This is a genomic window from Kitasatospora sp. NBC_01266 (assembly GCF_036242395.1).
Lineage (GTDB): Bacteria > Actinomycetota > Actinomycetes > Streptomycetales > Streptomycetaceae > Kitasatospora.
Map to the genome: position 1 here is coordinate 787,156 of NZ_CP108458.1, position 25,658 is coordinate 812,813.

The window sequence follows — 25,658 nt, forward strand, 5'->3', positions numbered from 1 at the left end:
GGCAGTCCACGTATGACCACCGCTCTGAGGGAGCGGGCCGCCGGCCGCACCGTACCCGCCGGCACCCGCGGCACCGGCAGGCGCCGGCGCGGGCGGCCCGTCGCCCTCTTCCTCGCCCCGTTCCTGGTGCCGTTCGCGGCGCTCTACCTGGCCCCGATCGGCTACACGGTCTACCAGAGCCTGTTCCGGATGCACCGCTCGGGCCTCGGCCTGACCGCACCCACCCAGGTCTTCGCCGGGCTGTCCAACTACGCCACCGCGCTGGGCGACGCGGACTTCCGCGGCTCGCTGCTGCGGGTCCTGCTGATCGGCCTGGTGCAGGTGCCGCTGATGCTGCTGATCGCGCTCGGCCTGGCGCTGCTGCTGGACGCCAGGTCCACGCTCTTCAAGCGGTTCTTCCGGCTGGCCTTCTTCCTGCCGTACGCACTGCCCGGCGTGGTCGGCGCGATCATGTGGTCCTACCTGGTGGCCCCGGGTCTGAGCCCGATCACCGCCGCCGCCCACCACCTGGGCCTGCACCTGGACCTGACCTCGAACGCCATGCTGGCCCCCACCATCGGCAACATGCTGACCTGGGGCTGGACCGGCTACAACATGCTGATCATCTACTCCGCCCTGCAGGCCATCCCCGCCGAACTGAGCGAGGCGGCCACCATGGACGGCTGCTCGGCCTTCGGCATCGCCTGGCGGATCAAGGTGCCGCTGGTGCGCCCGGCGCTGGTGCTCACCACGGTCTTCTCGATCATCGGGACCGCCCAGCTGTACAACGAGCCGGCCATCCTGCACAACGTCGCCCCCAACCTGAGCAGCAGCTACACCCCGATCTACGCCGCCTACGACGCCGTGAACGCCAACAACTTCAACGCCGCCGCCGCCGAATCGGTGATCCTCGCGCTGCTCGCCTTCGTCCTCTCCTTCGGCTTCCTCAAGCTGGTCCAGCGCCGTGGAGGCGCCCTGTGAACACCTCCCCGCAGCCCGTCGGCACCCGGCGGGCCCCGCTCTCGCGCTGGCTGGTCCTCGGTGTCCTGCTGATCGCCTCGGTCTACTTCCTGGCCCCCGTCTGGTGGTTGCTGGTCTCCTCGACCAAGACCAACGCCGACCTGTTCAGCGGCAACGGCTTCTGGTTCGCCCACTTCGCGCTCTTCGCCAACGTCCACCAGGTCTTCGCCCAGCAGGGCGGCATCTACTGGCAGTGGCTCGCCAACAGCGCGCTCTACGCGGTGGGCGGCGCGGCCGTGAGCACCCTGATCGCCGCGCTGGCCGGCTACACCCTGGCCAAGTACCGCTTCCGCGGCCGGGAGTTGACCTTCAACTCGGTGCTCGCGGCGGTGCTGGTCCCGCAGCCGCTGCTGGCCGTCCCGCTCTACCTGATGTTCTCCCAGATCCATCTGGTCAACACCTACTGGGCCGTGCTGCTGCCCAGCATGGTCAGCCCGTTCGGGGTCTACCTGGCCCGGATCTACGCCGGGGCCTCGGTCCCCGACGAGCTCATCGAGGCCGGACGGATCGATGGCGCGGGCGAGTTCCGGATCTTCGCCACCATCGCGCTGCGGGTGATGTCGCCGGCCCTGGTGACCATCTTCCTCTTCCAGTTCGTCGCGATCTGGACCAACTACCTGCTGCCGGTGCTGATGCTGGCCAACGACCACCTGCAGCCGGTCACCGTGGGCATCGTCGGCTGGCAGGCGCAGCGCGGGATCGGCCCCAGCGCCGTGCCGTTCAACATCGTGATCACCGCGGCCATGATCTCCGCGATCCCGCTGGTCGTCCTCTTCCTGTCCCTGCAACGCTTCTGGCGCTCCGGCCTGGTCGCCGGCAGCACCAAGTGAGGAGTCCGCGCGTGCCCGCGAGCTACCACCTGCGCTTCCAGCTCCACCCCACCCCGGACGCCGCCCAGCAGGCCGGCGAGTTGGCCAAGTTCTGCGCCGAGGCGGGGGTCACCGAGGTGGTGCTGCTGCTCGGGGCCGAGGAGTTCCACACCGGCCACCCGGCCGGCCGGGCCGAGGACCTGGCCTTCGGGACCACGGCGACCGCCACGACGATCCTGCGCGAGGCCGGCCTGGCGGTCAGCCTGAACCCCTGGGTCACCGTCGGCCACGCCGACCGCGGTCGCGGCAACACCCTCGGCTTCGCCCCGATGGTCGACCCGCTTGGCCAAGTCGCCACCGCCCAGGCCTCCTTCGCCTGCCCGCGCTGGCGCGCCTGGCTGGCCGCGCGGTACGCCCGGTACGCCACACTGGACCTGCGGGTGCTCTGGCTGGAGGACGACTTCCGCTACCACAACCACGCCCCGCTGCACTGGGGCGGCGGCTTCGAGCCGCTGATGCTGGAGCGGTTCGCGGCGCTGGCCGGCGAACCGGTCACCCGTGAGCGGCTGGTGGCCGCCGTGACCGCCCCCGGCGCCCCGCATCCGTGGCGGTCCCTGCTGCAACAGGTCTGGCGCACCGCACAGTTGGAGGTGGCCGAGCAGGTGGCGGCGGCGGTCGGCGAGCAGTCCGGCGGGCGCGTCCAGCTCGGCCTGATGAGCTCGGAACTCGGCGTCCACTCGGCGGAGGGCCGCGACTGGCCGGCCCTGTTCGAGGCACTGAGCATCAACGGCAAGGTCGCCCACCGCCCGCACTTCGCCCGCTACGGTGACGCGCCCGGACGCGAACTCAGCTTCTCGCTCTGGATGCTGGAAGCCCAGCGGGCCCTGCGCCCGGAGCACGCGACCAGCGAGCCGGAGATCGAGAACTGGCCGCACACCGCCTGGTCGAAGTCCGACACGCAGACCTGGTCCGAGCTGGTCGCCGCCCAACTCGCCGGCTCCGACGCGATGTTCCTCAACGTCCACCCGATGCAGTCGGGCCGTGCCCTGCGCTTCCCACGGGTGGCCGAGCTGCTGCGCCGCACCCGCCCCGCCCTGGACTGGGTCGCCGGACGCCGGTCGCGCACGGCGAGCACCCACGGGGTGGGCCTGCCGATGCCGCAGCAGGCCGCCGCGCACGTGCGAACCAGGGCCGGCGGCGAGCTCGCCGCGCTCACCGTCGATGCCGCACCCGCCGCCGACCACCTGCTGCGCTACGGCGTCCCGGTCATCGCCAACCCGGCTCCCGTGCAGGCCATCTTCGGCCAACTCGCTTGGTCCTTCGGAGATTTCGAGCTCGAGCGAATGCTGTCGGGCGGTTTGCTGCTGGACGGCACGGCTGCCGAGATCCTCACCCGGCGCGGCTTCGGCCGGCTGCTCGGGATCAGCGCCTGCGAGCTGATCGAGCGGGAGAGCGCCGACCCGGCCGAGCCGTACGCCCTGGAGCACCTGGCAGGCGAGGACGTGTACCTGAGCGTCAACGTCCAGCCCGCGCTGGCCAGGCTGGCCCTCGTGCCCGAGGCCGACACCTGGACCGCGATCCTGACGCCGGATCAGCGGCAGTGGGGGCCGGGCCGGTTCGTGTTCCGCAATGAACTCGGCGGCCGCGTCGCGGTGCTGGCCGCGACCGCGCCCCAGCTGCTGCCCTACGACGACGACGGCCAGCAGCTGCTGCACGCCATGGTCCGGTTCCTCGAAGGCGACCGGCCCGCGCTGCCGCTGGTCAGCGGCGGCCCCCATCTGCTCCCGCACCTGTCCCGCACCGAGCGCGGCTGGCTGCTCGCCGTGGCCAACGGCAGCGCCGACCCGGCCCGGCCGCGGATCGCCCTGCCGACCGCCGCCCAGGGCCCGGGCGCCACCCTGCTGGCCCCGCTCGCCCCCCCGATCCCGGCCCGCATCACCGAGCACCAGCGCGGGCTGACCCTCGACCAGGACCTGCCGCACCGCGGCTGGCTGGTCGTGGACTGGCACTGACTCCACCGAACCCCCCAGCGGTGTGCGCTCCGCACAGCAAGGAGAATCCGTGTTCCCCCCACCCCGCAGCGCCCTGGTCGCGCTGCTCACCAGCGCGGCCCTGAGCCTGGCCGGCCTGGCCGCCACCCCGGCGACCGCCGCCCCCGCCGGCGCCACCCGCGCCGGCGTGCCCACCTCCGGATACAGCGTCAGCGTCGGCACCCCCGTGCCGTTCGGCAACATCTCGGACAGTCCCGCCGCGCCGTACACGGACAAGGACGGCACCTTCCACTACCAGGAGGCCGACGCCCTCTACGGCGCCACCGACAACCGCTCCTGGACCTTCTTCACCGGCTCCGACTTCGACTCCGCCACCGCCGACAGCGGCCTGGACAACGCGGCCAACCCCGCCAACCCCAGCGACGAGAACAACGACACCACCTGGCGCTGCAACAACAGCCCCACCGGCCAGAGCGCCAGCTACTCCCCCGGCAACGCCGGCTACGCCCAGAAGAACTACTGCGACCTGGTCGGCACCTGGGTCGACCCCGACACCGGCGACTGGTACGGCCTGGTGCACAACGAGTTCACCCCCTCGCCGTTCGGCGACGGCCTGCACTACGACGCCATCGACTACGCGGTCTCCACCGACCAGGGCCACACCTGGACCATCAAGGACCACGCCATCACCTCGCCGTACAGCACCCAGCGCGGCGACACCACCCAGTTCCCCGGCCAGACGTACTACTACGGCGACGGCGACCAGCGGCTCTACACCGACACCGCCTCCGGCTACTTCTACGTCTTCTACGGCTCGCGGGTCATCGACAAGAGCGGCGGCTGGAAGGCCTTCTACGAGCACGTGGCGCGCGCGCCGATCGCCGACAAGATGGCTCCCGGCTCCTGGCAGAAGTGGTACGACGGCTCCTGGTCCCAGCCCGGTCAGGGCGGGCAGGAGAGCAACCTGGTCCCCGTCGACTCGACCAACACCACCGGCTACACCCCGCCCGCGGACGAGTACAACCCGGCCAACACCGGCACCGCCGAACAGCAGATCGCGGCCGGCCAGATGCCCGCCACCTCACCGCTGTTCGTCATGGACGTCACCTACGACGCCTACCTGGGCCTGTACATCGGCGAGCCGCAGGGCGTCGACCAGAGCGGAAACGCCCCCCAGCAGTACTACGCCACCGCCGACCTCGCCACCCAGAAGTGGTTCCTGCTCGGCGACACCGGCAGCTACCACACCGCCTCCTGGTACCGCTGGTTCCTGGACAGCGCCAACCGGACGAACAACACCATCGTCGGCAAGTCCTTCCGCTCCTACTGCGCCTGGTCCTGCTCGAACGGATCCAACGGCGAGTACACCGACGTCACCCTCAACTCCCCGAGCCCGGCCCCGGCACCGGTGGACACCAGCAAGGCCTACCAGATCGGCAGCGCCGCCGGCCGGTTCCTCGCCCAGGTCCAGGGCGGCTCCGCCACCACCTCACTGGGCGCGGCCACCGGTTCCGCCCTGGCGTCCTGGAGCTTCGTGGCGGACGGGGACGGCTCCTACCAGGTCGTCAACTCGGCCACCGGGCAACTGCTCGGCGTCGACTCCACCCAGACCACCGACCGCGCCTGGGGCACCACGCCCACCGTCACCGCGGCGCCCGCCGGCGGCCCGTCCGTGGGCCAGCAGTGGTTCCTGGTGCCCAGCACCACGGCCACCGGCAGCTTCCGCCTGGTCAACCGCTACAGCGGCCTGGTGCTCGGGCTCTCCTCGAACAGCAGCCGCCTCGCCGAGACCACGCCCACCCGCAGCTGGACCGACACCACCGGCAGCACGGTCGGCGGCGGACGCACCGCCGCCGAGCAGACCCTGACCTTCACCCCGACGGCCAGCTCCTCCCTCAACGGCAGCCACACCCTGACCGCCTCCGGCATGGCCCTGGACGACCCCAACCACTCCACCACCGCGGGCACCCAGCTGATCACCTGGACCCCCAACGGCGGCGGCAACCAGACCTGGGTCTTCGCCCAGCAGTCCGACGGCTCCTACCAGATCACCAACGGCCAGTCCGGCCTCTGCATGGACGACAGCGGCGGCTCCACCGCCGCCGGCGCCCAGGTGATCCAGTGGACCTGCACGGGCAGCAGCAACCAGCGCTGGACGGTGACCGCGGGCAGCGGCGGCTACGCCATCACCTCGCAGCGCAGCGGACTGGTGCTGACCACCGCCTCCACCTCCGACGGCTCGCTGGTCACCCAGCAGCCGGACACCGGCTCGGCGCTGCAGCGCTGGACCATCGGCTGACCGTCACCGGCGGCACGCCGGGTGCCCTGGTCCTGCGACCAGGGCACCCGGTGTTTCCCGTTTCCGCCCGCTATGCCCCGGCCGGTCCGGCGGTGCCCGGGGACCGGTGCAGGAAGCGCACCGCGGCAGCCGTCAGGAGGGCCAGCAGCACCGCGCCGGCGACGAACCCGACGAGGACCGCGGGGTAGCTGAACGTCACGGAGCTGCCGAACTGCACCGTGACGAAGGCCTCGATGGCACCGCACATCAGCGCCGGGGGCAGCAGGGCGAGCCCCACGGCGGCCGGCAGCAGTCGGCCCCAGCGCAGCGCGGCCAGGGACAGCAGCGAGAGGGACAGGCCGGCCACCGCGATCGCCTGGTAGACGGCGGCGTCCTTCCAGGTGCCGTTGTCGTTGAGGAAATAGGTCAGCGCCCCGGTCAGCGCCAGGACGAGCAGGGCCGCCGGCAGCTCCGGTCGCCGACGCAGCAGCGGACGCCGGGCGAGCAGGTCCGGGGGTGCGGCGAGGACCAGCAGCGCCCACAGCACGGCGGGGCCGCACTGCTGGACCAGCAGGGACAGGTCGAACTGGACCGGGAAGCCGGGCATGCCCGCGGTGAGCGCGTACATGTCGGTGCCCCAGGCCGCGACGGCGGCCAGGGCGGCCAGCGTGGCCAGCACCCGGACGGCGGTCCACCGGCCGAACAGCGCGGCTGCCACGACCGGCAGCCACAGGCCGTACGCGACGGCGTGCGCGGTCATCATCAACTGCCAGTTCGGGTCGTGGTTCCCGGCGGGCGCCTGATCGAAGAGCCAGTGGTGCAGCAGCTGCGCGATGGACGGCAGTGCGCCGCCGAGTGCGGCGACGGCGGCCAGTGGCGCGAGGACGGCCAGCAGCCGCCCGGCGGGGCGGTCGGCGGCGAGCCCGCTGCGCACCCGCAGCCCGTAGGCCGCGACGCCGGCCGACTCGCGGGCCCGGATCCAGCGGCCCGCGTCCGCGGTGGCGTCCGCGTGGACGGCGGCGATCTCCGCGCCCCGCTCGGCGCGGTAGCGGGCCGGGTAGAGCCGCAGCGCCAGGCGCAGGCCCAGCGGGGCGGGGCCGGGGTTCGCGGCGGGCCGGTCGGCGGCGTCGGTGTGCTGGTCGTTCATGCGAAGGCCCCCCTGGCCTTGGGACGGGCGAGAGCGAGCCGGCGCTCGGCCTCGGTGGCCACTGTGCGCAGGCGCTCGACTTCGGCGGCCAGTGCGGCGCGTCCGGGGTCGGCGAGCGCGTAGGTCCGGCGGGCCCGGCCGTCGACCACCTCGTCGCGGTCGACCCGGATCAGCCCCTGCTGCAGCAGCCGGTCCAGGGCGCTGTAGAGCGTGCCGGTGCGCATCGTGACCCGGCCCCGCGAGATCGCGGCGACCTCCTGGATCAGCGCGTACCCGTGCCGAGGGGCATCGGCCAGTGCGGTGAGCAGAAGCAGTGTCGGCTCCTGCATGGAGCGTTCTGTCATGCGATTACATATACAACTGATCTACCTATGCTGTCCATGCCTCTCGACGGACTGCTGACCTGCCGTCAAGCGCCCGGCGGGCGGACGATCACCACCGGGCAGCTCGCGTGCGAGGCGCACCGCTGGCTCACCGAGCCGAGCAGCGTGCGGGCGAACGCGCTGCGGCCGTGGCTGCCGACCACCAGGAGATCGGCGCCGTCCGCCGCGTCGAGCAGCACCTCGGCCGGATTGCCGAGCACCAGTTGCTCCCGGACCCGCTCGGAGCGCCGCGGGCCGAGCACCTCGTCGAGTTCCTCGGCGAACCGCCGCTGCGCCAGCTCCTGGTCGAACGACGTGTCGACCACCGGCGCCGACCAGCCGAAACGGGACGGGGGCTCCCACACCCCGACCGCGTCCACGGTCGCGCCGGTCAGTTCGGCGTGCCGCAGGGCCCAGCGCAGCGCGGCGTGCGACGAAGGCGATCCGTCGATGCCGACCACCACCCGGGGTGAAGAGCCGTTGCCACTCATGCCTGTCCACCTCTCTCCGGTACCGCTGCTCTCCACGCTGCCCTTGCCGGGCCGGGTCTGCCACCAGGCGGTGGCTCAGGGCAGCAGGACGGTGAAGACCGTGCGCCCCGGGCGGCTGGACACCGCCAGGGTGCCGCCGTGCGCCTTGACCACGGTGTGCGCGATGGACAGGCCCAGACCGGTGGTGCCGGAGCTGCGGGAGCGGGCCTCGTCGCCGCGGACGAAGCGCTCGAAGGCGCGTTCCGGCGGCTGCAGGCGGATGCCGGGCCCGGTGTCGGTGACCGCCAGCCGCGCGCCCGGCCCGGTCGGCCCGCTCCCCCGCGCAACGGTCAGCCGCAGCGTCACCTCGGTGCCCGGCGGGGTGTGGGTGCGGGCGTTCGTCAGCAGGTTGCCCACCACCTGGCGCAGCCGGTGGGCGTCGCCGCGGACCAGCACCGGCTGCTCCGGCAGGGCCAGGCGCCAGCGGTGCTCCGGTCCCGCCGCGCGGGCGTCGGTGGTGCAGTCCAGCGCGATCCGGGTCAGGTCGACCTCGGTGAACGCGAGCGGGCGGCCGGCGTCCAGCCTGGCGAGCAGCAGCAGGTCCTCGACCAGCAGGCCCATCCGGCGCGACTCGGCGTCGATCCGGGTCAGCGAGTGCCGGACGGGGGCGGGGACCGGGCCGGGGTGGCGCAGCGCGAGTTCGGTGTGCCCGCGGACGCTGGCCAGCGGCGTGCGGAGTTCGTGCCCGGCGTCCGCGGTGAAGGCACGCAGCCGCTGCTCCACGGCCTGCCGCTGGGCCAGCGCGTCCTCCAGGTGGCCGAGCATCCGGTTGAGGGCGCTGCCGACCCGGCCGACCTCGGTGCGCGGGTCGTCGTCCGGGGCGCGGACCGAGAGCGCCACCGCGCCGTTGGACAGCGGCAGGGCGCTGACCACCTCGGCGGTGGCGACCACCCGGCCCAGCGGGCGCAGCGACCAGCGGATCCAGAGCCCGCCGGCGACCCCGGTCACGGCCAGTGCCACGCCGAAGACCAGCAGTTCCACCGTGATCAGCCGGTGCACGGTGTCCTCCACCGGGCGCAGCGGCAGTCCGATCACCAGCACGTCGTGGTCCTGGCCGGCGATCGCGTGCACCCGGTAGCGGTGCAGCGAGGAGAGGTCGACCTCGGCGGCCGGCCCGCCGACCGCCAGGGCGGCCAGTGCCCGCTGGTCACGGGCCGTCAGGTGGACCAGGTCGGCGGTGTCCGGGGCCAGCTCGCCGGCCTCCACCTCGGCGTCGTCGGCGTCGCCGTCCACCACGCCCGCGTTGGTGACGACCCCGTTCTCCAGGCGGGCGCCGAAGGTGCCCGGCGCCTGGGCCCGGGTGTCGCCGTCGTCCTCCGCCGCGCCCGACTGCCCGTCGGTGCCGGCGGGGCCCACGGCGGCGCGGGGCTCCAGGCTGGCGGCGTAGCGGTCGCTGGTGTCGGCCAGCTGCTGGTCGAGCTGGACCGTCAGGAAGTGGCGCAGCATGCCGGTGGTGGTCAGGCCCACCCCGGCACAGGTGAGCACCAGCAGGGTGAGCAGGCCGGCGATCAGCCGCGAACGCAGCGTCCGGGGCACCGGACGGCAGCGGACCGGGTGTCTCACCGCGGGACTCTGAGCACGTAGCCGGTCCCCCGCACCGTGTGGATCACGGGCGGGCAGCCGTGATCCACCTTCTTCCGCAGGTAGCTGATGTAGAGCTCCACCACGTGGGCCTGGCCGCCGAAGTCGTAGGACCAGACGGCGTTCAGGATCTCCGCCTTGCTCAGCACCTGGCGCGGATGCTGCATCAGGTAGCGCAGCAAGGCGAATTCGGTGGGGCTCAGCTCGATCGGCCGCCCGTCCCGGGTCACTTCGTGGGCCTGGTCGTCCAGCATCAGCGGGCCCACCACCAGGGCCCCCGGCCGTCCCACGGCCGGGGGCCGGGCGGGGACACCGGCCCGGCGCAGCAGGCTGTGCAGCCGGGCCATCACCTCGCCGAGGCTGAACGGCTTGGTGACGTAGTCGTCTCCGCCGGCCGCCAGACCGGCGATCCGCTCCTCCACCGCGTCCCGGGCGGTGAGGAAGAGCACCCGCACCTCGGGCTGCTGGCGCTGGATCCGCCTGAGCACCTCCACACCGTCGAACTCGGGCAGCATGACGTCCAGGACCACCGCGTCCGGTCGCCATGCGGCGGCAGCGGCGACGGCGTCCGGACCCGTGGTGGCCGCGCGGGCCTCCCAGCCCTCGTAGGCCACCGCGGCGCAGATCACCTCGACCAGGTCGGGTTCGTCGTCGACGACCAGGATCCGCCGCCGCGGTCGGTCGAGGTCGGGTGCGCTGTCCATGCGGGTCCCTGCGGTTCCTGGGTCGACGGGGGAAGCGGGCGGTGCGTCAGCTGTGCGTCACGCACTTCGCGGCGCTGTTGGACCACAGGCCCTGGAGGTCGAAGCTGCCGGTGCTGAGCTGGACGAAGGCGTCCATGTTCTCGCACTCGTCGCCGATCTCACCGCCGCCGCCGTTCCACCCGATGCTGGGCCAAGTGTCGGTCACCGTCTCGGCGTACTCGTGGGTCTCGGTGGACTCGATGCCGGACAGCGCCCGGCCGTCGGTCAGCGTGGTGCAGCCGTCCACGCCGGTGTCCGGGACGTACGGCAGGTTGGTGTAGGCGAGGTTGCCGTAGGACGAGGCGGTGTAGTCGTGCCAGGCGCAGAAGCCGCTGCTCGGGAAGCCGTCCGGGTGGGTTCCGGTGGCGGAGAGGATGACGTACTGGGCGTTCAGGTTGGGGGCCTGGCTGGTGTTGCCGAAGTGCTTGGCGGCCTTGACCGCCTCGGCGGCCAGCTGGCTCGTGGTGGCGCTGGAGGGGGCGGCGCTCGCGTTGTCGAACCAGGTCCCGACGAGCGGGGTGCTGGTCGGGTGGACGATGTGGGTGCCCTTGGTGCCGCAGTCGCTGGTGCCCTTCGCGACGCCCTCGCAGTACTGCGACAGGATGGTGCCCCAGGTGTCCTGACTGCCGTACAGGCCCTTGAACATCTTCTGCATGTCGGGCGCGACACCGGCCGGGTCGGCGGACCACTGCGATCCCCAGAACACCAGGTAGACCTTGGGCGTGGGCGAGACCACGCCCTGGGAGGCGCTGGAGCCGACCTTGAGGGTGTTGCTCGACGCCAGCGGACGGATGCCCTGGTGGATCGGCTTCACCCCGTAGTGGCCAGGCGTGGTGGCGGCGGAGGCGGCGCCGGCATTGGTGAAAGAGGTCGCACCGAGTGCCGCGAGACCGACAACGGCCAGCAGCCGAGCGCTGATCGAGAAGGGGCGGATACGCATGGTGGGGAGTCTCCCGATTCAAGTGGGTGAACGGACCTCTTGGCGGCGTCAGTTACTGAACCAGCCAGCCGAGTGCCCGTCTAGGTGTCGAAATTGGCCGCAGTGCGGGCAGCCCGGTCCGGGCCGCCGTTTTCTTCGGCCCGGCCTCAGCCGGTGACGTCCACGGTGACGCGGTAACTGCCCTGCCCCGGCAGGCAGCGCATCGCCTCGCCGCAGCTGGTGCGCCCGGCGGTGACCTGCGCGGTGCCGGGGCGAGCGGCGGTGAAGCCGGCCGACGACAGGCCGCAGCCGACGCCCGGCGCACAGGTCCCGGTGGGCGTGGTCGCGTCGCGGCCGGTCGGGGTGAGCACCTGCGGGGCGGAGCTGGTGGGCACGGACCAGTAGGTGCTGTGCAGTTGCACCAGGACGGCGGTGCCGGTGCGCACCCGGACGGTGTGGCCGGTGGCGCGCTCGTCGAGGGTGAGCGCGGCGGGCGCGGCGGTGGGTGCGGAGCAGCCGGCCGCGAGGAGGGCGGCGAGGACGAGGAGGGCGGGGAGCACCGCGCCGAGGCTGTGCCGTGGGCTGGACCGGGGCACCCGAACCCTCCTCTGTCGTGGGACCGACGCACGGCGGCCCGGGTGGGCGGGCCGTCGGCCCCGCCCACCCGGTTACCGCTCAGCTGTTCACGAGGTGGTGATGCCGGTGTCGTCGAGCACGAAGCTGGTCTGCTGCGAGGAGGAGTTCTCGGTGCCGGTGAACTTCAGGGTGACGGTCTGTCCGGCGAACGAGGACAGGTCGTAGGTGTGCAGCGTGTAGCCGTTGTTGGCGTTGAGGTTGCTGAAGCCGGCGACCGAGGTCGAGTTGGCCTGCACCTTGAGGGTGTCGGAGGCCGTCGAGCCGGTCTTGGCGGTGTCGATGTGCAGCCAGAAGGAGAGCGAGGCGTGGCAGCCGGCCGGGATGGTGACGCTCTGGCTGAGCGTGTCGGTGTGGCTGGCGCCGTAGCCGTCGAGCCAGGCGTCCCAGCTGCCGGAGTGGGCGGGCTCGTCGGTGGTGTCGTTGTTGATGACACCGGCGGTGGCGGTCCACGGGGCGGCGGTGCCGGTCTCGAAGCCGGGGTTGCCGAGCAGTTGGCTGCCGGCGCCGGCGCAGCCGGAGCTGCCGCTGACGGTCCAGGTGAAGCTTGCGGAGCCGGAGGCGCCCGTGCCGTCGGTGGCCTTGACGCTCACGCTGTAGCTGCCGGCCGCGCTGGGCGTGCCGGAGATCAGACCCGAGGAGCTGATCGACAGACCGGTCGGCAGACCCGTGGCCGAGTAGGTCAGGGTCTGACCGGAGCCCGAGTCACTACCGCTGACCTGCAGGCTGACCGCGCTGCCGGTGGTGGTGGACTGGTTGCCCGGGCTGGTCACCGTGACGGTGTTGCCGCCCGTGCTGCCGCTGATCGTCCAGCTGAACGAGGTGGAGCCGGAGGCGCCCGTGCCGTCGGTGGCCTTGACGCTCACGCTGTAGGTACCGGCCGCGCTGGGCGTGCCGGAGATCAGACCCGAGGAGCTGATCGACAGACCGGTCGGCAGACCCGTGGCCGAGTAGGTCAGGGTCTGACCGGAGCCCGAGTCACTGCCGCTGACCTGCAGCGAGACCGGGGTGTTGACGGTGCCGCTCTGGCTGCCCGGGCTGGTCACCGTCACCGTGTTGCTGGTGCCGCCGCCCACGATCGGGTGCGAGATGGAGCACGCGTTGGTGTCGTTGGACCAGCTGGCCTGCTCGGCGAAGGTGCCGGTGCCCATCGTGACGTTGGCCGCGCCGCCCGCGGTGCCGGGCGCCAGCCAGGCGCACTCGTCGGAGTTCTCCTCGCCGTTGTAGGAGCTGCCGGTGTTGTTGGTCCAGCCCCCGGCCGGGTTCTGGTCCGACATCATCTCGTGCCACTCGTGACCGAGCGTCATGGTGAAGCCGTCGAGGGTCCCGGGCGAGTTGATGAAGCCCACGCCGCAGCCGGCGCCGGAGTCCATGTTGTACGGCTGGTTGCTGAACGCGATGTCGCCGTAGGGCGAGGTCACGGGGCCGCCGGTGAGCGAGCTGTCACCGTTGTAGTCGTGCCAGGCGCAGTACTGGCCCTGGTAGTTGTCCGGGTTGGTCCCGGTCGGAGACAGGATGACGTAGTACGCGTGCCGGTTGGACGCGGCCGTGGTGTTGCCGAAGTGGGCGGCCGCGTTGACGGCCTCCTGGCCCAGCTGGTGGCCGGTCGCGGCGCTCGGCGACGCGGCCGAGTTGTCGTACCAGACACCCGAGAGCACGCCACCGGCCTGGTAGGGCACGAAGCTGGCGTTCGAGGGGCAACTGGTCGCGCCGGTGGCCACGTTCGGGCCGTCGCACCACTGCGTCAGGTCCGCCGACCAGAGCTCGTTGTCGGTGCCGATGCCCTTGAACATCTGCTGCGCGGCACCCGCCGCGCCGTCCGCGTCACCCGAGAACTTCGCGTTCCCGTTGCTGTCGGTGCTCTGGGTCCCCCACTGGTTTCCGTAGAACACCAGGTAGACCTGCGACTTGCCGTCGTTGACGCCGATGCCGTCGACGCCACCGCCGTAGGAGAGCGTCTCCGTCCCGGTCGCGACGTCGGGCGAGGCCTGGGTGGCGGACCACGCCTTCATCTTGGCGTTCTGCTGGATGGTCGGGACCGCACCGTGCCGGTACGCGTGCTGGTAGGCGGGGCTGTAGGGGTCGGTGACGCTGCTGCTGCTCGATGTCAGCTGCGCGGCCGGCTCGGCCACTGCCTGGGGTGCGGCGGCGGCGAGCATGGCACCGGTGACCAGGGACAGCGACGCGAGGCCGGTCAGGGCAACTCGGGCCGCGCCGCGGATGTGGGGGGTACCCATTCTGTGGGGGATCCTCTCTGCTGCTGATCGCCCGCTGCCGGTCGGCGCGGGCGGTCGGCTCTGGGGGCAGGACGGCAGAACGCGCCGGGGCGTGCGTGACCCGCAGGTCGACCCGGCCTGCGGGGGCTTGGCACGCGACGGCGAGCGGACGGGCGCAGCTCACACCGTGGCTACGCGGAAGGGAACCCGACACGGTGTGGCGATCTGCGGGGGCAACCCGTCCCGCGCCGATGGAGAAGTGGCACAACCATGCCGACTCGCATGGATTCCGGCGGTAGGACAGGTGGTGCGCCGTTCGCTGCCGTGAAGCAAAGCAGAGTTGACGAAGAAGGGTCAACGGCCTTGCGCCGCCGGATCGGGATAGCGCCGATATTCAGAGGGAACTGAGAAGTTGGGCCGCGACGGGCCGCCCCTGGGCACCACGGAACCTGCCGGTCGCCGGCGTGACGGGATTCGCGGCCTTCGGCATTCGGCGCTGCCATTCAGAGGAATCTCAGAGCTCCGCCGAGCTGACAACGGGCCGACGGCGCGTCAGGATTGCTCCAACCGCAGCCGCGTCCGTGGGTCGGTGGCGGTTCGATCGGGTGCCCGGGACAGGTGCGCACCGACCCGATCGGAAAGGCCCGACTGTTTCGACGGGTCACTCCTGCCCGGCATCGGGGAAACGCGCGGTCGGCGTTCCGAAACAGCGCTCGGCCGGTCGCAACCGCCGCCTTCCGGCGCATTTCCCGGAACGGTGGCGCAGCCTTCCGCCTGCTCGGCTCGCAACTGCTCGCGGCCGTCCCGGTCAGCGGGCGGCGGACCCGCTGGGCAGCCGCGGTCCCGCCGTGGCCTGCGCGGTCCTGACGGCGGCCAGCACGGCCAGCACGGCCATGATCAGCAGGGTGCCCTCCACGGCGACACTGATCAGGGCCAGCGGTTCGGTCCAGTTGCCCTTGTCGTCACTGTAGTCGGGCAGGCCGGGGCCGCGGGAGAGGACGAATCCGAGCAGCGGGCCGAGCGCGACGCCTGCGGCGAGCAGCCAGCCGACGGGGTAGGCGGTGGTACGGGAGACGCTCAGCCGGCTTCCGGCGAGGAGCAGCAGCGCGCAGACCACGCCGGCCGCTTCCAGCAGGTAGTAGCCGACGCCGACGTAGTGGGGTGTCTTGTCGCCGGGGAATCCGCCCTGGTCCTGAACGTGGATCCAGGACACCGCCAGGCAGAGCAGGGCGGCGGTCGCTCTGGGCAGCGGGCGGGCGGACGCGGGCACGGGCGTGGGCATCGGAGCCTCCGGGGCATGGGGAAAGGGTGCCGGGTGGTGCCGGACCGGGGTGCCGGGCGCGGCGATGGGCCCGAACGCCCCCGGGAGCGCACGTCGGGAGCGCTGCCGCAGGTCCGGGCTTGACGTGACGCCAGGGCTTGACGTGACACCAACAATGCTGACGAGATGTCAGCAGGATTGCCATGTTCCCGGCCTCTGGGATTCCTCTGAATCCGCGACCCGGCCCCGGGGGTGCCCTCCCGGCGGGACGGGCACCGCGGACTCGCGGCTGCCGGGCACCCCCGACTGTTACCGGGCTGTTAGGTGCGAGCGGCGACAGTGGTCCGGTCAGCTGCCGCACAACCCATGGGAGCCGCTGGTGCCGACAGTGAGCGCACCCTCCGCACGTCCGGCCCGCCACCGGGCGAGGCCGCCCGCGGCGCCGCCCGGACTGCCCGACGCGGGCCACCTGTGGTCGCGCGCGCTGCTGCTGGTCATCTGGGCCGGCGTCCCGGCGGTCCTGGCCCTGTGGTGGCAGAACACCATCCCCGGGTCGCTGCGCGGCGGCGGGGACTACCTGACCGCGGCCGGCCGGGTCTGCGGGCTGCTCGCCGCCTACCTGCTGCTGGTCCTGGTCGCGCTCATGGCGCGGGTGCCCTGGCTGGAGAACCGGGTGGGCTCGGACGTGGTGGCCCGCTACCACCGGGCGCTGGGCGAGTACACCGTCGCGCTGGCCGGCGCCCACGCGGTGCTGATCATCGCGGGCTACGCGTGGCAGTCGAAGACCGACCCGGTCTCCGAGGGCGTCACCGTCGTCCTCGACTATCCCGATGTGTGGCTGTCCGCGATCGCCCTCGCACTGCTGGTGCTGGTCGGTGTCGTCTCCGCCCGCGCGGTGCGCCGCAGGCTCGCCTACGAGACCTGGTACCACGTCCACCTGCTCGTCTACCTGGCGGTCGGCCTCGCGTTCGCGCACGAGTTCGCGGTCGGCGCGGACTTCTCCGCCTCCCCGCGCAACCGCCTGCTCTGGTCCGGCGCGCACATCGCGGTGGCCGCCGCCGTCCTGCTGTTCCGCGTCGCCCTGCCGCTGCACCGCACGCTGCGCCACCAGGTGCGGGTGGCGCGCGTCGTCCAGGAGGGGCCAGGCGTGGTCTCGATCCACCTGGTCGGCCGGGACCTGGAAGGGCTGGACGCCCAGGCCGGTCAGTTCCTGCGCTGGCGGTTCCTGACCCGCGGCCACTGGTGGCAGTGCCACCCCTACTCGCTCTCCGCCGCGCCGGCCTCGGGCCGGTGGCGGATCACCGTGAAGGACCTCGGCGACTCCAGCGCCTCGCTCGCCCGGCTGCGGCCGGGGACCCGGGTGTGGTTCGAGGGCCCCTACGGCGCCTTCACCGCGCGCCGCCGCAGCGGGGCCCGCCGGGTGCTGCTGATCGCCGGCGGCGCCGGCATCACCCCGATCCGGGCGCTGTTCGAGACGCTGCCCGGCCGGGGCAGCGACGTCGTCCTGCTCTACCGCGCCTCCCGCGCCGCCGACCTGGTGCTCTACCGCGAGCTGGAGGAGATCGCCCGTCGCCGCGGCTTCGGCCTCCACGCGCTGGTGGGCCCGCGCGGCGGCCCGGACGGCGACCCGCTGTCCGCCGACCGGCTGCTGCGGATGGTGCCCGACCTGGCCGAACGCGAGGTGTACCTGTGCGGGCCCGCCGGGATGACCGAGGCCGCCACCACCGAGCTGCAGCGGGCCCGGGTGCCCCAGCGGCGGATCCACGTCGAAGCGTTCGAGCTCTAGGAGGGCCGCACCCCGATGCGCAAGATCACCATGGCCCTGCTCTCCACCAGCGCCGGCGTCGCCCTGCTGCTGGGGGCGAAGGCCGCCTCCGCCGGTGCCCCCAGGTCCGCGCTGGCCGACAACGCCGGAGCCCGGCACCGCGGCTCCCAGACCGGCCCGGCACCCGCCGCGGCCGCGCCGTCGCCCCCTGCCACCGGCACCGGCGGCTCGGGCGGCTCCGGCGGCTCGGGGCAGGCGGGCAGCGGCCAGTTCACCGGCAGCGCGGTCGACACCCCCTACGGCACCGTGCAGGTCCAGGCCGTGCTGTCCGGCGGGAAGCTCACCGACGTCACCGTGCTGCAGCAGACCGACGGCCGGCACAGTTCGCAGATCGACTCCTACGCCCTGCCCGTGCTGCGGTCCGAGGCGCTGGCGGCGCAGAACGCGAACATCGACGTCGTCTCCGGCGCGACATACACCTCCGACGGCTACGCCCAGTCGCTGCAGGCGGCCCTCGACGCGGCGGGGCGGTGAACGGATGCGCACCGCGGTCGAACACCTGATGGGCACCGTCTTCTCGCTGGCAGCCCCCGACGCCACGGATCCCGCCCGCTTCGAGGCGGCGGCGCGGGCGGCGTTCGGGTATCTGCGCCGCGTCGACGAGATCTTCTCGCCGTTCCGGCCCGACAGTCCGATCAGCCGCCTGGCCGACGGCCGGCTGTCGTCGGCAGAGCTGGCCCAGCATCCCGACGGGCCCGCGATCCGCGAGGTGCTCGACCTCTGCGCGCGGCTGAACCGGGAAAGCGGCGGGGCCTTCGACGCCTGGGCGGTCGGCGACCCGCCGGGCTTCGACCCCTGCGGCGCGGTGAAGGGCTGGGCGACCGAGCGCGCCGCCGAGCTGATCGCCCGGCACGGGGTGCCCCGGCACGCCCTCAACGCCGGCGGCGACGTGCGCCTGCGCGCCGGCCAGGACCCGACCCCGTGGCGGATCGCGCTGACCGACCCGCACCGGCCGGGCGCGGTGCTGACGGTCCTGGAGCTCCGCGAAGGAGCTGTCGCCACCTCCGGCACCGCCGAACGCGGTGCGCACGTCTTCGACCCGCGCACCGGCCGACCCGCCACCGCCCTGGCGCAGGTCACCGTCACCGGCCCCGACCTGGCCCTCGCCGACGGCTACGCCACCGCCGCCCTCGCCATGGCGGGCCAGCCCGACGGCCAGGCCGGCCTGCGCAGCTGGCTCGCCTCGATCGCCGCCGACGGCGGCTACCAGGCCCTGACCGTCGACCCGCAGGGCCGCACCTGGTGGACGGCGGGCCTGCCCGCCCTGCTGCGGGCCCCGGCCGCGCTGCCGCAGACCCAGACCGCGCTGCCGCGGACCCCGGCCGCCGCCGGGCCACCCGCCGCCGCGTCGACCGCAGCCGCGTCGACCGCAGCCCCGGCCCCGCTGCCCGGGGGAGAATGAGCGGTATGCGGATTCTGGTCGTCGAGGACGAACAACGCCTGGCCGCGCGCATCGCCGAAGGGCTGCGCGACCAGGGCATGGCCGTGGACGTCAGCCACGACGGCGACGACGCCCTCTACAAGATCGACGTCAACAGCTCCTACGACGTCCTCGTCCTGGACCGGGACCTGCCCACCACCTCGGGCGACGAGGTCTGCCGCCGGCTCGCGGGCCGCGCCGACGCGCCGATGATCCTGATGCTCACCGCCCTGTCCGGCACCGGCGACCGCATCGACGGCCTCACCCTGGGCGCCGACGACTACCTCGGCAAGCCCTTCTCGTTCGCCGAACTCACCCTGCGGATCCAGGCGCTGGGCCGCCGGCGCCGCTCGCACACCGCCCTGCTCAGCCACGGCGACCTGACCATGGACACCCTGCGCCGCACCGTCCACCGGGCCGGTCGCCCGATCACCCTGACCGCCAAGGAGTTCACCGTCCTCCAGGTCCTGCTGGCCGCCGACGGCGCCGTCCTCAGCCAGGAGCAGCTCCTCGACCGCGCCTGGGACGAACACGCCGACCCCTTCACCAACACGGTGCGCGTCACCGTCAACCGCCTGCGCCGCAAGCTCGGCCCGCCGGAGCTGGTGGAGACCCTGGTCGGCGCCGGCTACCGGATCACCCCATGACCACGCCGAAGCGACACCTGCTCCCCGAGTGGCTCCGCCACCCGCCGCTCACCATCCGCACCCGCCTGACCCTCACCTTCGCCGCGCTGTTCACGGTGGGCGGCACCGTCCTGCTCTTCGCCCTCACCGCCGCCTTCTACCGGGCGATCTTCCAGCCGCTGCCGCGACGCCTGGTCCCCAGCCAACTCGACCCCGACCACGACCACATCGTCGGCCTGAGCGACCAGATCCGCGACGCCGCCGCCTCCCACCTGCTGCGCGACGCCGTCCTGCTGCTGCTCCTGGTGGTCACCGTCTCCGCCCTGCTGGGCTGGTGGATCGCCGGCCGGATGCTGCGGCCCATCGCCGCCGTCACGGCGGCGGCCCGCCGCGCCACCGACGCCACCTTGCACGAACGCCTGAACCTGTCCGGGCCGCCCGACGAACTCAAGGAACTCGGCGACACCTTCGACGAGATGCTCGAACGCCTCGACACCGCCTTCGCCGCCCAACGGCGCTTCGTCGCCAACGCCAGCCACGAACTGCGCACCCCCCTCGCCGTGACCCGCACCGCCGTCGAGGTCACCCTCGCCAAACCCGCCCCCACCGACAGCCAGTGGCGCACCATGGCCCAGGACGTCGCCCACTCCACCGAGAAGGCGCAGCGCCTGATCGAGGCCCTGCTGGTGTTGGCCCGCTCCGAACAGCGCGTCACCGACCTCGAGGACGACGACCTCGCCGACATCACCGCCGAGGCCCTCGACCGCGTCACCACCCGGGCCCGCGCCCACGGCCTGCGCCTGGTCACCGACCTGGCCCCCGCACCCCTGCGCGGCAACCTCGCGCTGCTGGACATCGCGGTCACCAACCTGCTGGAGAACGCGGTCAAGTACAACACCGACGGCGGGCTGCTCCAGGTGACCACCCGCCGGCCGGAAGCCGGTGCCTGGGCCGAGTTGACCGTGCTCAACGACGGACCGCCGCTGGCCGCCGGGACGGTGTACCAGCTCTTCGAGCCGTTCCACCGCGGCGAGCACACCCGCCTCACCGCCACCGCGCCCACCCCCGACGGCGCGGGCCTGGGCCTGTCCATCGTCCGGGCCGTCACCCAGGCCCACCACGGACGCCTGCGGGCCCTCGCCCGGCCCGAAGGAGGCCTGGCCGTCACCATCCAGCTCCCCGCGGCGGGCCCCGAATCGAGCCATTGACAGGGCTGCTGACGATGCGTCAGAACGCGCCCCCTGGTGCACCGCTCATCCCGCGCACCGTCCGCGCGGGCTAGGATCTGTGCGAATCCGACCGCACTGCACCATGCCCGCACGGGAGCGACGAATGGACAGTACAGCGCTGGACGTGGCCCTGGTCTTCCGCGACCCGGACGGCCCCGAAGTCGCCGACCGCGACATGGAGTTCCTGCTCGACGAGATCCGGCAGCTCGACGTGCTGCGGCTGGCCCACGCGGCCGCGCCCGCACCGCCCCCGGGAACGCGGGCCGCCGACGCCTCGGTCTTCGGCTCGGTGCTGCTGGGCCTCGCCGGGGCCCCCGCGCTGAAGTCCCTGATCCTGCTGGCGCAGGACTGGCTGGCCCGCCGCAACGGCGGAACGATCGACCTCAAGGTCGGCGACGACGAGCTCCACCTGACCTCCGTCTCCCGCGCCGACCAACGGCTGGCCATCGAGGCGTTCGTCGCGCGGGCCGCGCAGCCGTCCAGCGATGAGTAGGCGGGCGCTGATCCTGGTCAACCAGGCGCACGAGGACGCGCGGTTCGCCGAGTTACCCGGCGCCGTGGCCGACGCGGAGCAGCTCAGTGCGGTGCTGCGGGACCCGGGCATCGGGGCTTTCGAGGTCGCCGTCGTCCTGAACCGGTCGGCGCGCACCTGGCACAAGGAGATCCAGCGGTTCTTCGCCGAGGCCGAGCGGGACGACATCCTGCTGCTGCACCTGTCGTGCCACGGACGCAAGGACCGGCGCAACCGCCTGCACTTCGTCGCCAGGGACAGCGAGTTCGACATGCTGGAAGCGACCTCGGTGAGCGCCGAGTTCCTCGCCGACTGCATGGAGCAGAGCCGCAGCCGGTGCACCGTCCTGCTCCTCGACTGCTGCTACAGCGGGGCGTTCACCAAGGGCCTGCGCAGCCGCGGCGAGCCGGAGGTGGACCTGGGAGAGACCTTCCAGGGCAGCGGACGCGTCGTCATCACCTCCTCGACGGCCTTGCAGTACAGCTACGAATCGGAGCTGTCCAGCCGCCGGGCCGACCAGCCCTCCGTGTTCACCGCCGCCGTCGTGGACGGACTGCGCAGCGGGGACGCGGACTTGGACCAGGACGGCTACGTCAGCGTCGACGATCTCTACCTCTTCATCGCCACCCGGGTGCCGGAGCAGGTCCCCGATCAGACCCCCACGTTGAGTGTGACCTCCGTCGACGGCCGGATCCGCCTGGCGCGCAACCCCAACGGTGCCCGGACGCACCCGACTGCCGCCCAGGCAGGCGACGGTGAGGAGCAGCGCCGCCGGCTGGCGGCGGCGGAGCAGCGGGCCGAGGAGTTGCGCGGCGAGGCCCTCGGGCTGCAGGCGCAGGCCGACGAACTGGCCGAGCAGGTCCGTGCCAAGGAGCGCGAGGTCGCCCGGCACCGGACGCTGCGGGCCCGGGCATTGGAGGTGCTGGCCCCGATCGCGACCTGGCTGGTGACGGTGACCGCGTCCGCCGCCGGGCTCTGGACGGCCTCCCTGTGGGCGGTCGGCTTCGTGCTGCCCGGGTCGGCCGGGCAACGGGTGCTGGCACTGCTGCTGTGCGGGACGGTTCAGACGGTCGGCACGATGGTGTCGACCCTGCCCGCCGTGCTGCTGGCGGTGTTCGGGTTCGGCTGGGTCTGGGCCAGGATCGCGGACGCGGAACTCCTGGACGGGTACAACCCGGTGCGGGTACGGGTCGCGGCGGTGGCCGGGCTGGTCCTCGCCGGCGCCCTCGCGCTGGCCGCGGTCGTGGCCGCGGTCAGCCAACTGCCCACCCTGGTGCTGCGGCTGGGCGCCTGGCTGGCCCGCGCGGCCGGCCTGCGGGTCGTCGCCCCCACCGGCTGGGACGGCTTCCTCACGGCACTCTCCCCGTTGGCGGCGGTGATGTTCTGCACGTTCCTGCTCGGCCTCGTCATCCCGGCCCGCACGGACATCGGGGAGAACGACCCCACGCTGATCAGCGGCACCCGGCAGGGCCGGCGCTGGGCGCTGGGCCCGTTCTTCCGCGAGGACTACGTCTCGATGACCTGGCACCAGGACGACTAGGGCCGCACCCGGTTCCATGGTGGGCTCGGCCGCATCCGGCCGGCCGGGCACGAAGCCAATTACCGCAACCAACAGCCGGAACCGCAGCTCACAGCCACGACCCGGAGTCCCCGAAAACCCACAGCGGTTCAAATCGGGCAATCGGGATAACGATGCATCAATCTCACACGTGGTCAGACGCCACTGCTGAACTCTTGCCGCGCACATGGCACGTTGCTAGATTCATTGTACGTAATCCGCACGAACTACAGGTAGCCGAAGCCGGGTCAGGCATCCGGTTGGCCGGCCTGTCTTTCAACGTTCAGTGCCGTCCGTAGATTCCGCGTCCCTTCCGCGCTCTCTCGTTGCGCTCACCTCGTTGCGCTCGCCTCGTTCCGTGCGCCGCGCTCACGCGTTCTCGTCCTGCGCGTTCCGTTCCGCGTTTGCGTTCCACGCGTATCCGTTCCACGCGTATCCGTTCCGCGTGTTGTTCCGCGCGTTCGGTTCCGCGCGTCCAGGGAATCCCGTACGTTCCGGCGAACTCCGCATGCCTACCGGAAACAGCGACCCATAGGGGCACGATGACCGTGGCGCCACACTACGACCCGCTCGACCCGGCCATGCTGGAAGACCCTTACCAACACTACGCCGACCTGCGGGAGAACCACCCGATCTTCTGGCACGAGGGCATGAAGTCCTGGGTGGTGACCCGCTATCAGGACTGCCGTGACGTGCTGCGCAACAACGAGCTCTTCGCTCGCGACCGGCGCCGGGTGGGCGAGGAGATTCCGGAGTTCCGGCAGAGCCTGCAGACCCTGGATCCACCGTCGCAGGCACCACTGCGCAGCCTGATCATGAACGCGTTCCGGGCGCAGGACCTCGACGCGGTGGGCCGCCGCGCCCGGGGGCGGATCCAGCAGTTGTTCAAGGATCTTGCCGAGCGGGATTCCTTCGACTGGATGAGTGAGGTCGCGGCGCCGGTGGCGCTGTCGATCACGGCGGACCTGCTCGGTGTTCCGGAGCCGGATCCGGGCTACTACGCCGAGATTTCCGAGGGAATCGCGCAGCGGATGGACGCGGGCCTGAAGCCGGCGAACATCGAACAGGGCGACCGGGCCCGCAACCAGCTCAACGCCCTCGCGGAGGAATGGTTCGCGGGTGAGGACCGCCCCGGGGTCCTGAAGGACATCAAGGACCGTGCCGCCGAGGCCCGGATGCCGATGCACTACATCAGCAACAGCACCGGCATGATGTTCAACGCGAGCTACGGGACGGTCTTCGCGACCGCCGGCAACGCGGTGCTGACGCTGCTCCAACACCCGTGGGCGCTGGAACGGCTGCGTGACGAGCGGCTGCTCGGCACCGGCGTCGACGAGCTGGTCCGGTACGACGGCCCCGCCCAGGGGACCAGCCGGGTCGCGACCCGCACCACCGAGATCCAAGGGACCACCATCGAGCCCGGCCAGATCGTGCTGACGCTGCTGGCCGCGGCCAATCGGGACCCCCGCGAGTTCCCGCGTCCGGACGAACTCGTCCTGGACCGCACGCCCAACCGCCACCTGGGGTTCGGCTGGGGAACCCACGCCTGTGTGGGGGCCATGTTCGGCCGGGTTGCCGTTCGCGAGCTCATCGTCTGCCTGCTGGCCGCTCCGCAGCGGCTGCGGTTGGCGGGTGAGCCGACGCGTCGCCCGACGGCGACGGTGCGCAGCCCGGGCCTGTTCCCGGTCACCTTCGACCGGTGAACGACAGCCCGACCAGCCCGGAGAGGAGGGGTGCGCCATGAGCTACGACCACTGAACCCGTGCCTGAGAAGGGCGGGGACCGGGCACGGCCCGGCGCCGTGCCCGGTCACTGTTCCCCGGTCCCCGGTCCCCGCTAGACATCTGTTTCGCACTCGCACGAAAGGCTGGTCCATGCAGCTGAACAGCCATGACGAGTGGTCGCCGCTGAAGGAGATCATCGTCGGGTCCGCCGCGAACTACACCTCGCACGACCGCGAGCTCTCCTTCGACCTGTTCTTCCACGAGAACCTCTTCCGCTCGGACTGGGCCTACCCGCGGCTTCGGCAGGGGCACACGGAGTCGCTCGGGGAGCGCTCATGGCGGATCAAGCAGCAGTACGTGGAGGAGCTGAACGAGGATGTCGAGGGCCTGGCCAGGACCCTCGCCGGGCTCGGCGTCACCGTGCACCGGCCGCTCCCGCTGCCGCCGGACGCCGCACCGATCGCCGGCTTCGGCTGGAGCGCTGCCCCGGTACCCCCGCTGAACCTGCGGGACAACACGCTGATCCTCGGTGACGAGATCGTCGAGACCCCGCCGGCCATCCGCTCGCGCTACCTGGAGACCCGGTTGCTGGCCCCGGTCTTCACCCGGTACTTCGAACTCGGCGCGAAGTGGACCACGATGCCGCGGCCGATCCTCACCGACGCCTCCTTCGACCTGTCCTACGCGCGGGACACCGAGACCACGCTCGGCGGCCCCACCGAACCGATCGCGGACCCGCGGTCCTCCCCGTACGACGTCGGCTTCGAGATGATGCTCGACGGCGCCCAGTGCCTACGCCTCGGCCGCGACCTGATCGTCAACATCGCCAACGCCAACCACGCCGCCGCCTGCGACTGGCTGGAGCGGCACCTGCGCGGCACCTACCGGGTCCACCGGGTCCACCGGATGAGCGACAACCACATCGACAGCATGCTGCTGGCGTTGCGCCCGGGGACGTTCCTGGCCCGCCACGAGGGCATCCGGGACCTGCTGCCCGCGCCGTTCAACACCTGGAAGGTGATCGTCCCGCCGCGGCCGAGCGAGACGCACTTCCCGGTCTACGACGACGGCGACCTGATCCTGACGACGCCCTACATCGACCTCAACGTGCTGTCGGTCAGCCCGTCCGAGGTGCTGGTGAACGAGGACTGCGTGGAGCTGATCAAGACGCTGGAGCACGAGGGCTTCACGGTGATTCCGGTGCGGCACCGCCACCGCCGCCTGTTCGGCGGCGGATTCCACTGCTTCACGCTCGACACGGTGCGCGAGAGCACCCTCGAGGACTACTCCGCCTGA

The 25,658-nt window shown here is 72.3% G+C and carries 22 protein-coding genes; 13 read left to right on the forward strand and 9 right to left on the reverse strand.

Translation table 11 applies throughout. The features are described 5' to 3' along the window. Positions 1–12: 12 nt before the first annotated feature. The 4 genes from OG403_RS03585 to OG403_RS03600 are packed head-to-tail and all read left to right on the forward strand — an operon-like array spanning position 13 to position 6,098. Positions 13–960 carry a carbohydrate ABC transporter permease gene (locus OG403_RS03585; RefSeq protein WP_329561339.1) on the forward strand — a complete coding sequence of 316 codons (948 nt, stop codon included), beginning with the start codon at positions 13–15 and terminating at the stop codon, positions 958–960. Beyond that, the gene (locus tag OG403_RS03590; RefSeq protein WP_329561341.1) at positions 957–1,829 is read left to right on the forward strand and encodes a carbohydrate ABC transporter permease; all 873 of its coding nucleotides are present in this window, start codon (positions 957–959) and stop codon (positions 1,827–1,829) included. Before OG403_RS03585 ends, OG403_RS03590 begins: the two co-directional genes overlap by 4 nt. A gap of 11 nt (positions 1,830–1,840) precedes the next feature. Beyond that, positions 1,841–3,820 (forward strand): hypothetical protein, encoded by a 1,980-nt coding sequence (locus OG403_RS03595; protein WP_329561343.1) that lies wholly within the window; start codon positions 1,841–1,843, stop codon positions 3,818–3,820. Positions 3,821–3,869: 49 nt separating this feature from the next. Beyond that, entirely contained in the window at positions 3,870–6,098 is a 2,229-nt protein-coding gene (locus OG403_RS03600; RefSeq protein WP_329561345.1) for an RICIN domain-containing protein, read from the forward strand. 70 nt (positions 6,099–6,168) lie between these two features. On the opposite strand, the gene OG403_RS03605 is transcribed toward OG403_RS03600, so the two are convergent. From OG403_RS03605 to OG403_RS03645, 9 genes are all read right to left on the reverse strand, one after another. After that, positions 6,169–7,224 (reverse strand): hypothetical protein, encoded by a 1,056-nt coding sequence (locus OG403_RS03605; protein WP_329561347.1) that lies wholly within the window; start codon positions 7,222–7,224, stop codon positions 6,169–6,171. Beyond that, complete coding sequence (locus OG403_RS03610) at positions 7,221–7,568, reverse strand: PadR family transcriptional regulator (protein WP_329561349.1); 348 nt, start codon at positions 7,566–7,568, stop codon at positions 7,221–7,223. The genes OG403_RS03605 and OG403_RS03610 overlap by 4 nt, the downstream gene beginning before the upstream one ends. 65 nt (positions 7,569–7,633) lie before the next feature. Then, the gene (locus OG403_RS03615) at positions 7,634–8,077 is read right to left on the reverse strand and encodes a universal stress protein (RefSeq protein ID WP_329561350.1); all 444 of its coding nucleotides are present in this window, start codon (positions 8,075–8,077) and stop codon (positions 7,634–7,636) included. A 75-nt stretch (positions 8,078–8,152) separates the two neighbouring features. Continuing rightward, the gene (locus OG403_RS03620; RefSeq protein WP_329561351.1) at positions 8,153–9,679 is read right to left on the reverse strand and encodes a sensor histidine kinase; all 1,527 of its coding nucleotides are present in this window, start codon (positions 9,677–9,679) and stop codon (positions 8,153–8,155) included. Continuing rightward, on the reverse strand, positions 9,676–10,401 hold the full coding sequence (locus tag OG403_RS03625) for a response regulator transcription factor (protein WP_329561352.1): 726 nt from the start codon (positions 10,399–10,401) through the stop codon (positions 9,676–9,678). The genes OG403_RS03620 and OG403_RS03625 overlap by 4 nt, the downstream gene beginning before the upstream one ends. A gap of 46 nt (positions 10,402–10,447) precedes the next feature. Beyond that, positions 10,448–11,380 (reverse strand): hypothetical protein, encoded by a 933-nt coding sequence (locus tag OG403_RS03630; RefSeq protein WP_329561353.1) that lies wholly within the window; start codon positions 11,378–11,380, stop codon positions 10,448–10,450. A 146-nt stretch (positions 11,381–11,526) separates the two neighbouring features. Then, entirely contained in the window at positions 11,527–11,955 is a 429-nt protein-coding gene (locus tag OG403_RS03635) for a hypothetical protein (protein WP_329561355.1), read from the reverse strand. 87 nt (positions 11,956–12,042) lie between these two features. Further along, the gene (locus OG403_RS03640) at positions 12,043–14,229 is read right to left on the reverse strand and encodes a putative Ig domain-containing protein (protein WP_329561357.1); all 2,187 of its coding nucleotides are present in this window, start codon (positions 14,227–14,229) and stop codon (positions 12,043–12,045) included. Between the two features lie 787 nt (positions 14,230–15,016). Next, positions 15,017–15,490 carry a hypothetical protein gene (locus OG403_RS03645; protein ID WP_329561359.1) on the reverse strand — a complete coding sequence of 158 codons (474 nt, stop codon included), beginning with the start codon at positions 15,488–15,490 and terminating at the stop codon, positions 15,017–15,019. A 367-nt stretch (positions 15,491–15,857) separates the two neighbouring features. On the opposite strand from OG403_RS03645, the gene OG403_RS03650 reads away from it, so the two are divergent. The 9 genes from OG403_RS03650 to OG403_RS03690 all read left to right on the forward strand — a co-directional run bounded on the left by OG403_RS03650 (position 15,858) and on the right by OG403_RS03690 (position 25,658). Further along, positions 15,858–17,255, forward strand: coding sequence for a ferredoxin reductase family protein (locus tag OG403_RS03650; RefSeq protein ID WP_329561361.1), 1,398 nt, complete (start codon positions 15,858–15,860; stop codon positions 17,253–17,255). 15 nt (positions 17,256–17,270) lie between these two features. Then, the gene (locus tag OG403_RS03655) at positions 17,271–17,768 is read left to right on the forward strand and encodes an FMN-binding protein (RefSeq protein WP_329561363.1); all 498 of its coding nucleotides are present in this window, start codon (positions 17,271–17,273) and stop codon (positions 17,766–17,768) included. A 4-nt stretch (positions 17,769–17,772) separates the two neighbouring features. After that, positions 17,773–18,696, forward strand: a complete 924-nt coding sequence (locus OG403_RS03660; RefSeq protein ID WP_329561365.1) for an FAD:protein FMN transferase — start codon at positions 17,773–17,775, stop codon at positions 18,694–18,696. A gap of 5 nt (positions 18,697–18,701) precedes the next feature. Then, a complete protein-coding gene (locus OG403_RS03665; protein WP_329561367.1) occupies positions 18,702–19,361 on the forward strand; it encodes a response regulator transcription factor in 660 nt (219 codons plus the stop codon). Then, on the forward strand, positions 19,358–20,548 hold the full coding sequence (locus OG403_RS03670; protein ID WP_329561369.1) for a sensor histidine kinase: 1,191 nt from the start codon (positions 19,358–19,360) through the stop codon (positions 20,546–20,548). Before OG403_RS03665 ends, OG403_RS03670 begins: the two co-directional genes overlap by 4 nt. Before the next feature lie 124 nt (positions 20,549–20,672). Next, positions 20,673–21,062, forward strand: a complete 390-nt coding sequence (locus OG403_RS03675) for a hypothetical protein (RefSeq protein ID WP_329561371.1) — start codon at positions 20,673–20,675, stop codon at positions 21,060–21,062. Continuing rightward, positions 21,055–22,620 (forward strand): caspase, EACC1-associated type, encoded by a 1,566-nt coding sequence (locus tag OG403_RS03680; RefSeq protein ID WP_329561373.1) that lies wholly within the window; start codon positions 21,055–21,057, stop codon positions 22,618–22,620. The genes OG403_RS03675 and OG403_RS03680 overlap by 8 nt, the downstream gene beginning before the upstream one ends. Before the next feature lie 560 nt (positions 22,621–23,180). Beyond that, positions 23,181–24,341 carry a cytochrome P450 gene (locus tag OG403_RS03685; RefSeq protein WP_329561375.1) on the forward strand — a complete coding sequence of 387 codons (1,161 nt, stop codon included), beginning with the start codon at positions 23,181–23,183 and terminating at the stop codon, positions 24,339–24,341. Positions 24,342–24,512: 171 nt separating this feature from the next. After that, the gene (locus OG403_RS03690) at positions 24,513–25,658 is read left to right on the forward strand and encodes a glycine amidinotransferase (protein WP_329561376.1); all 1,146 of its coding nucleotides are present in this window, start codon (positions 24,513–24,515) and stop codon (positions 25,656–25,658) included.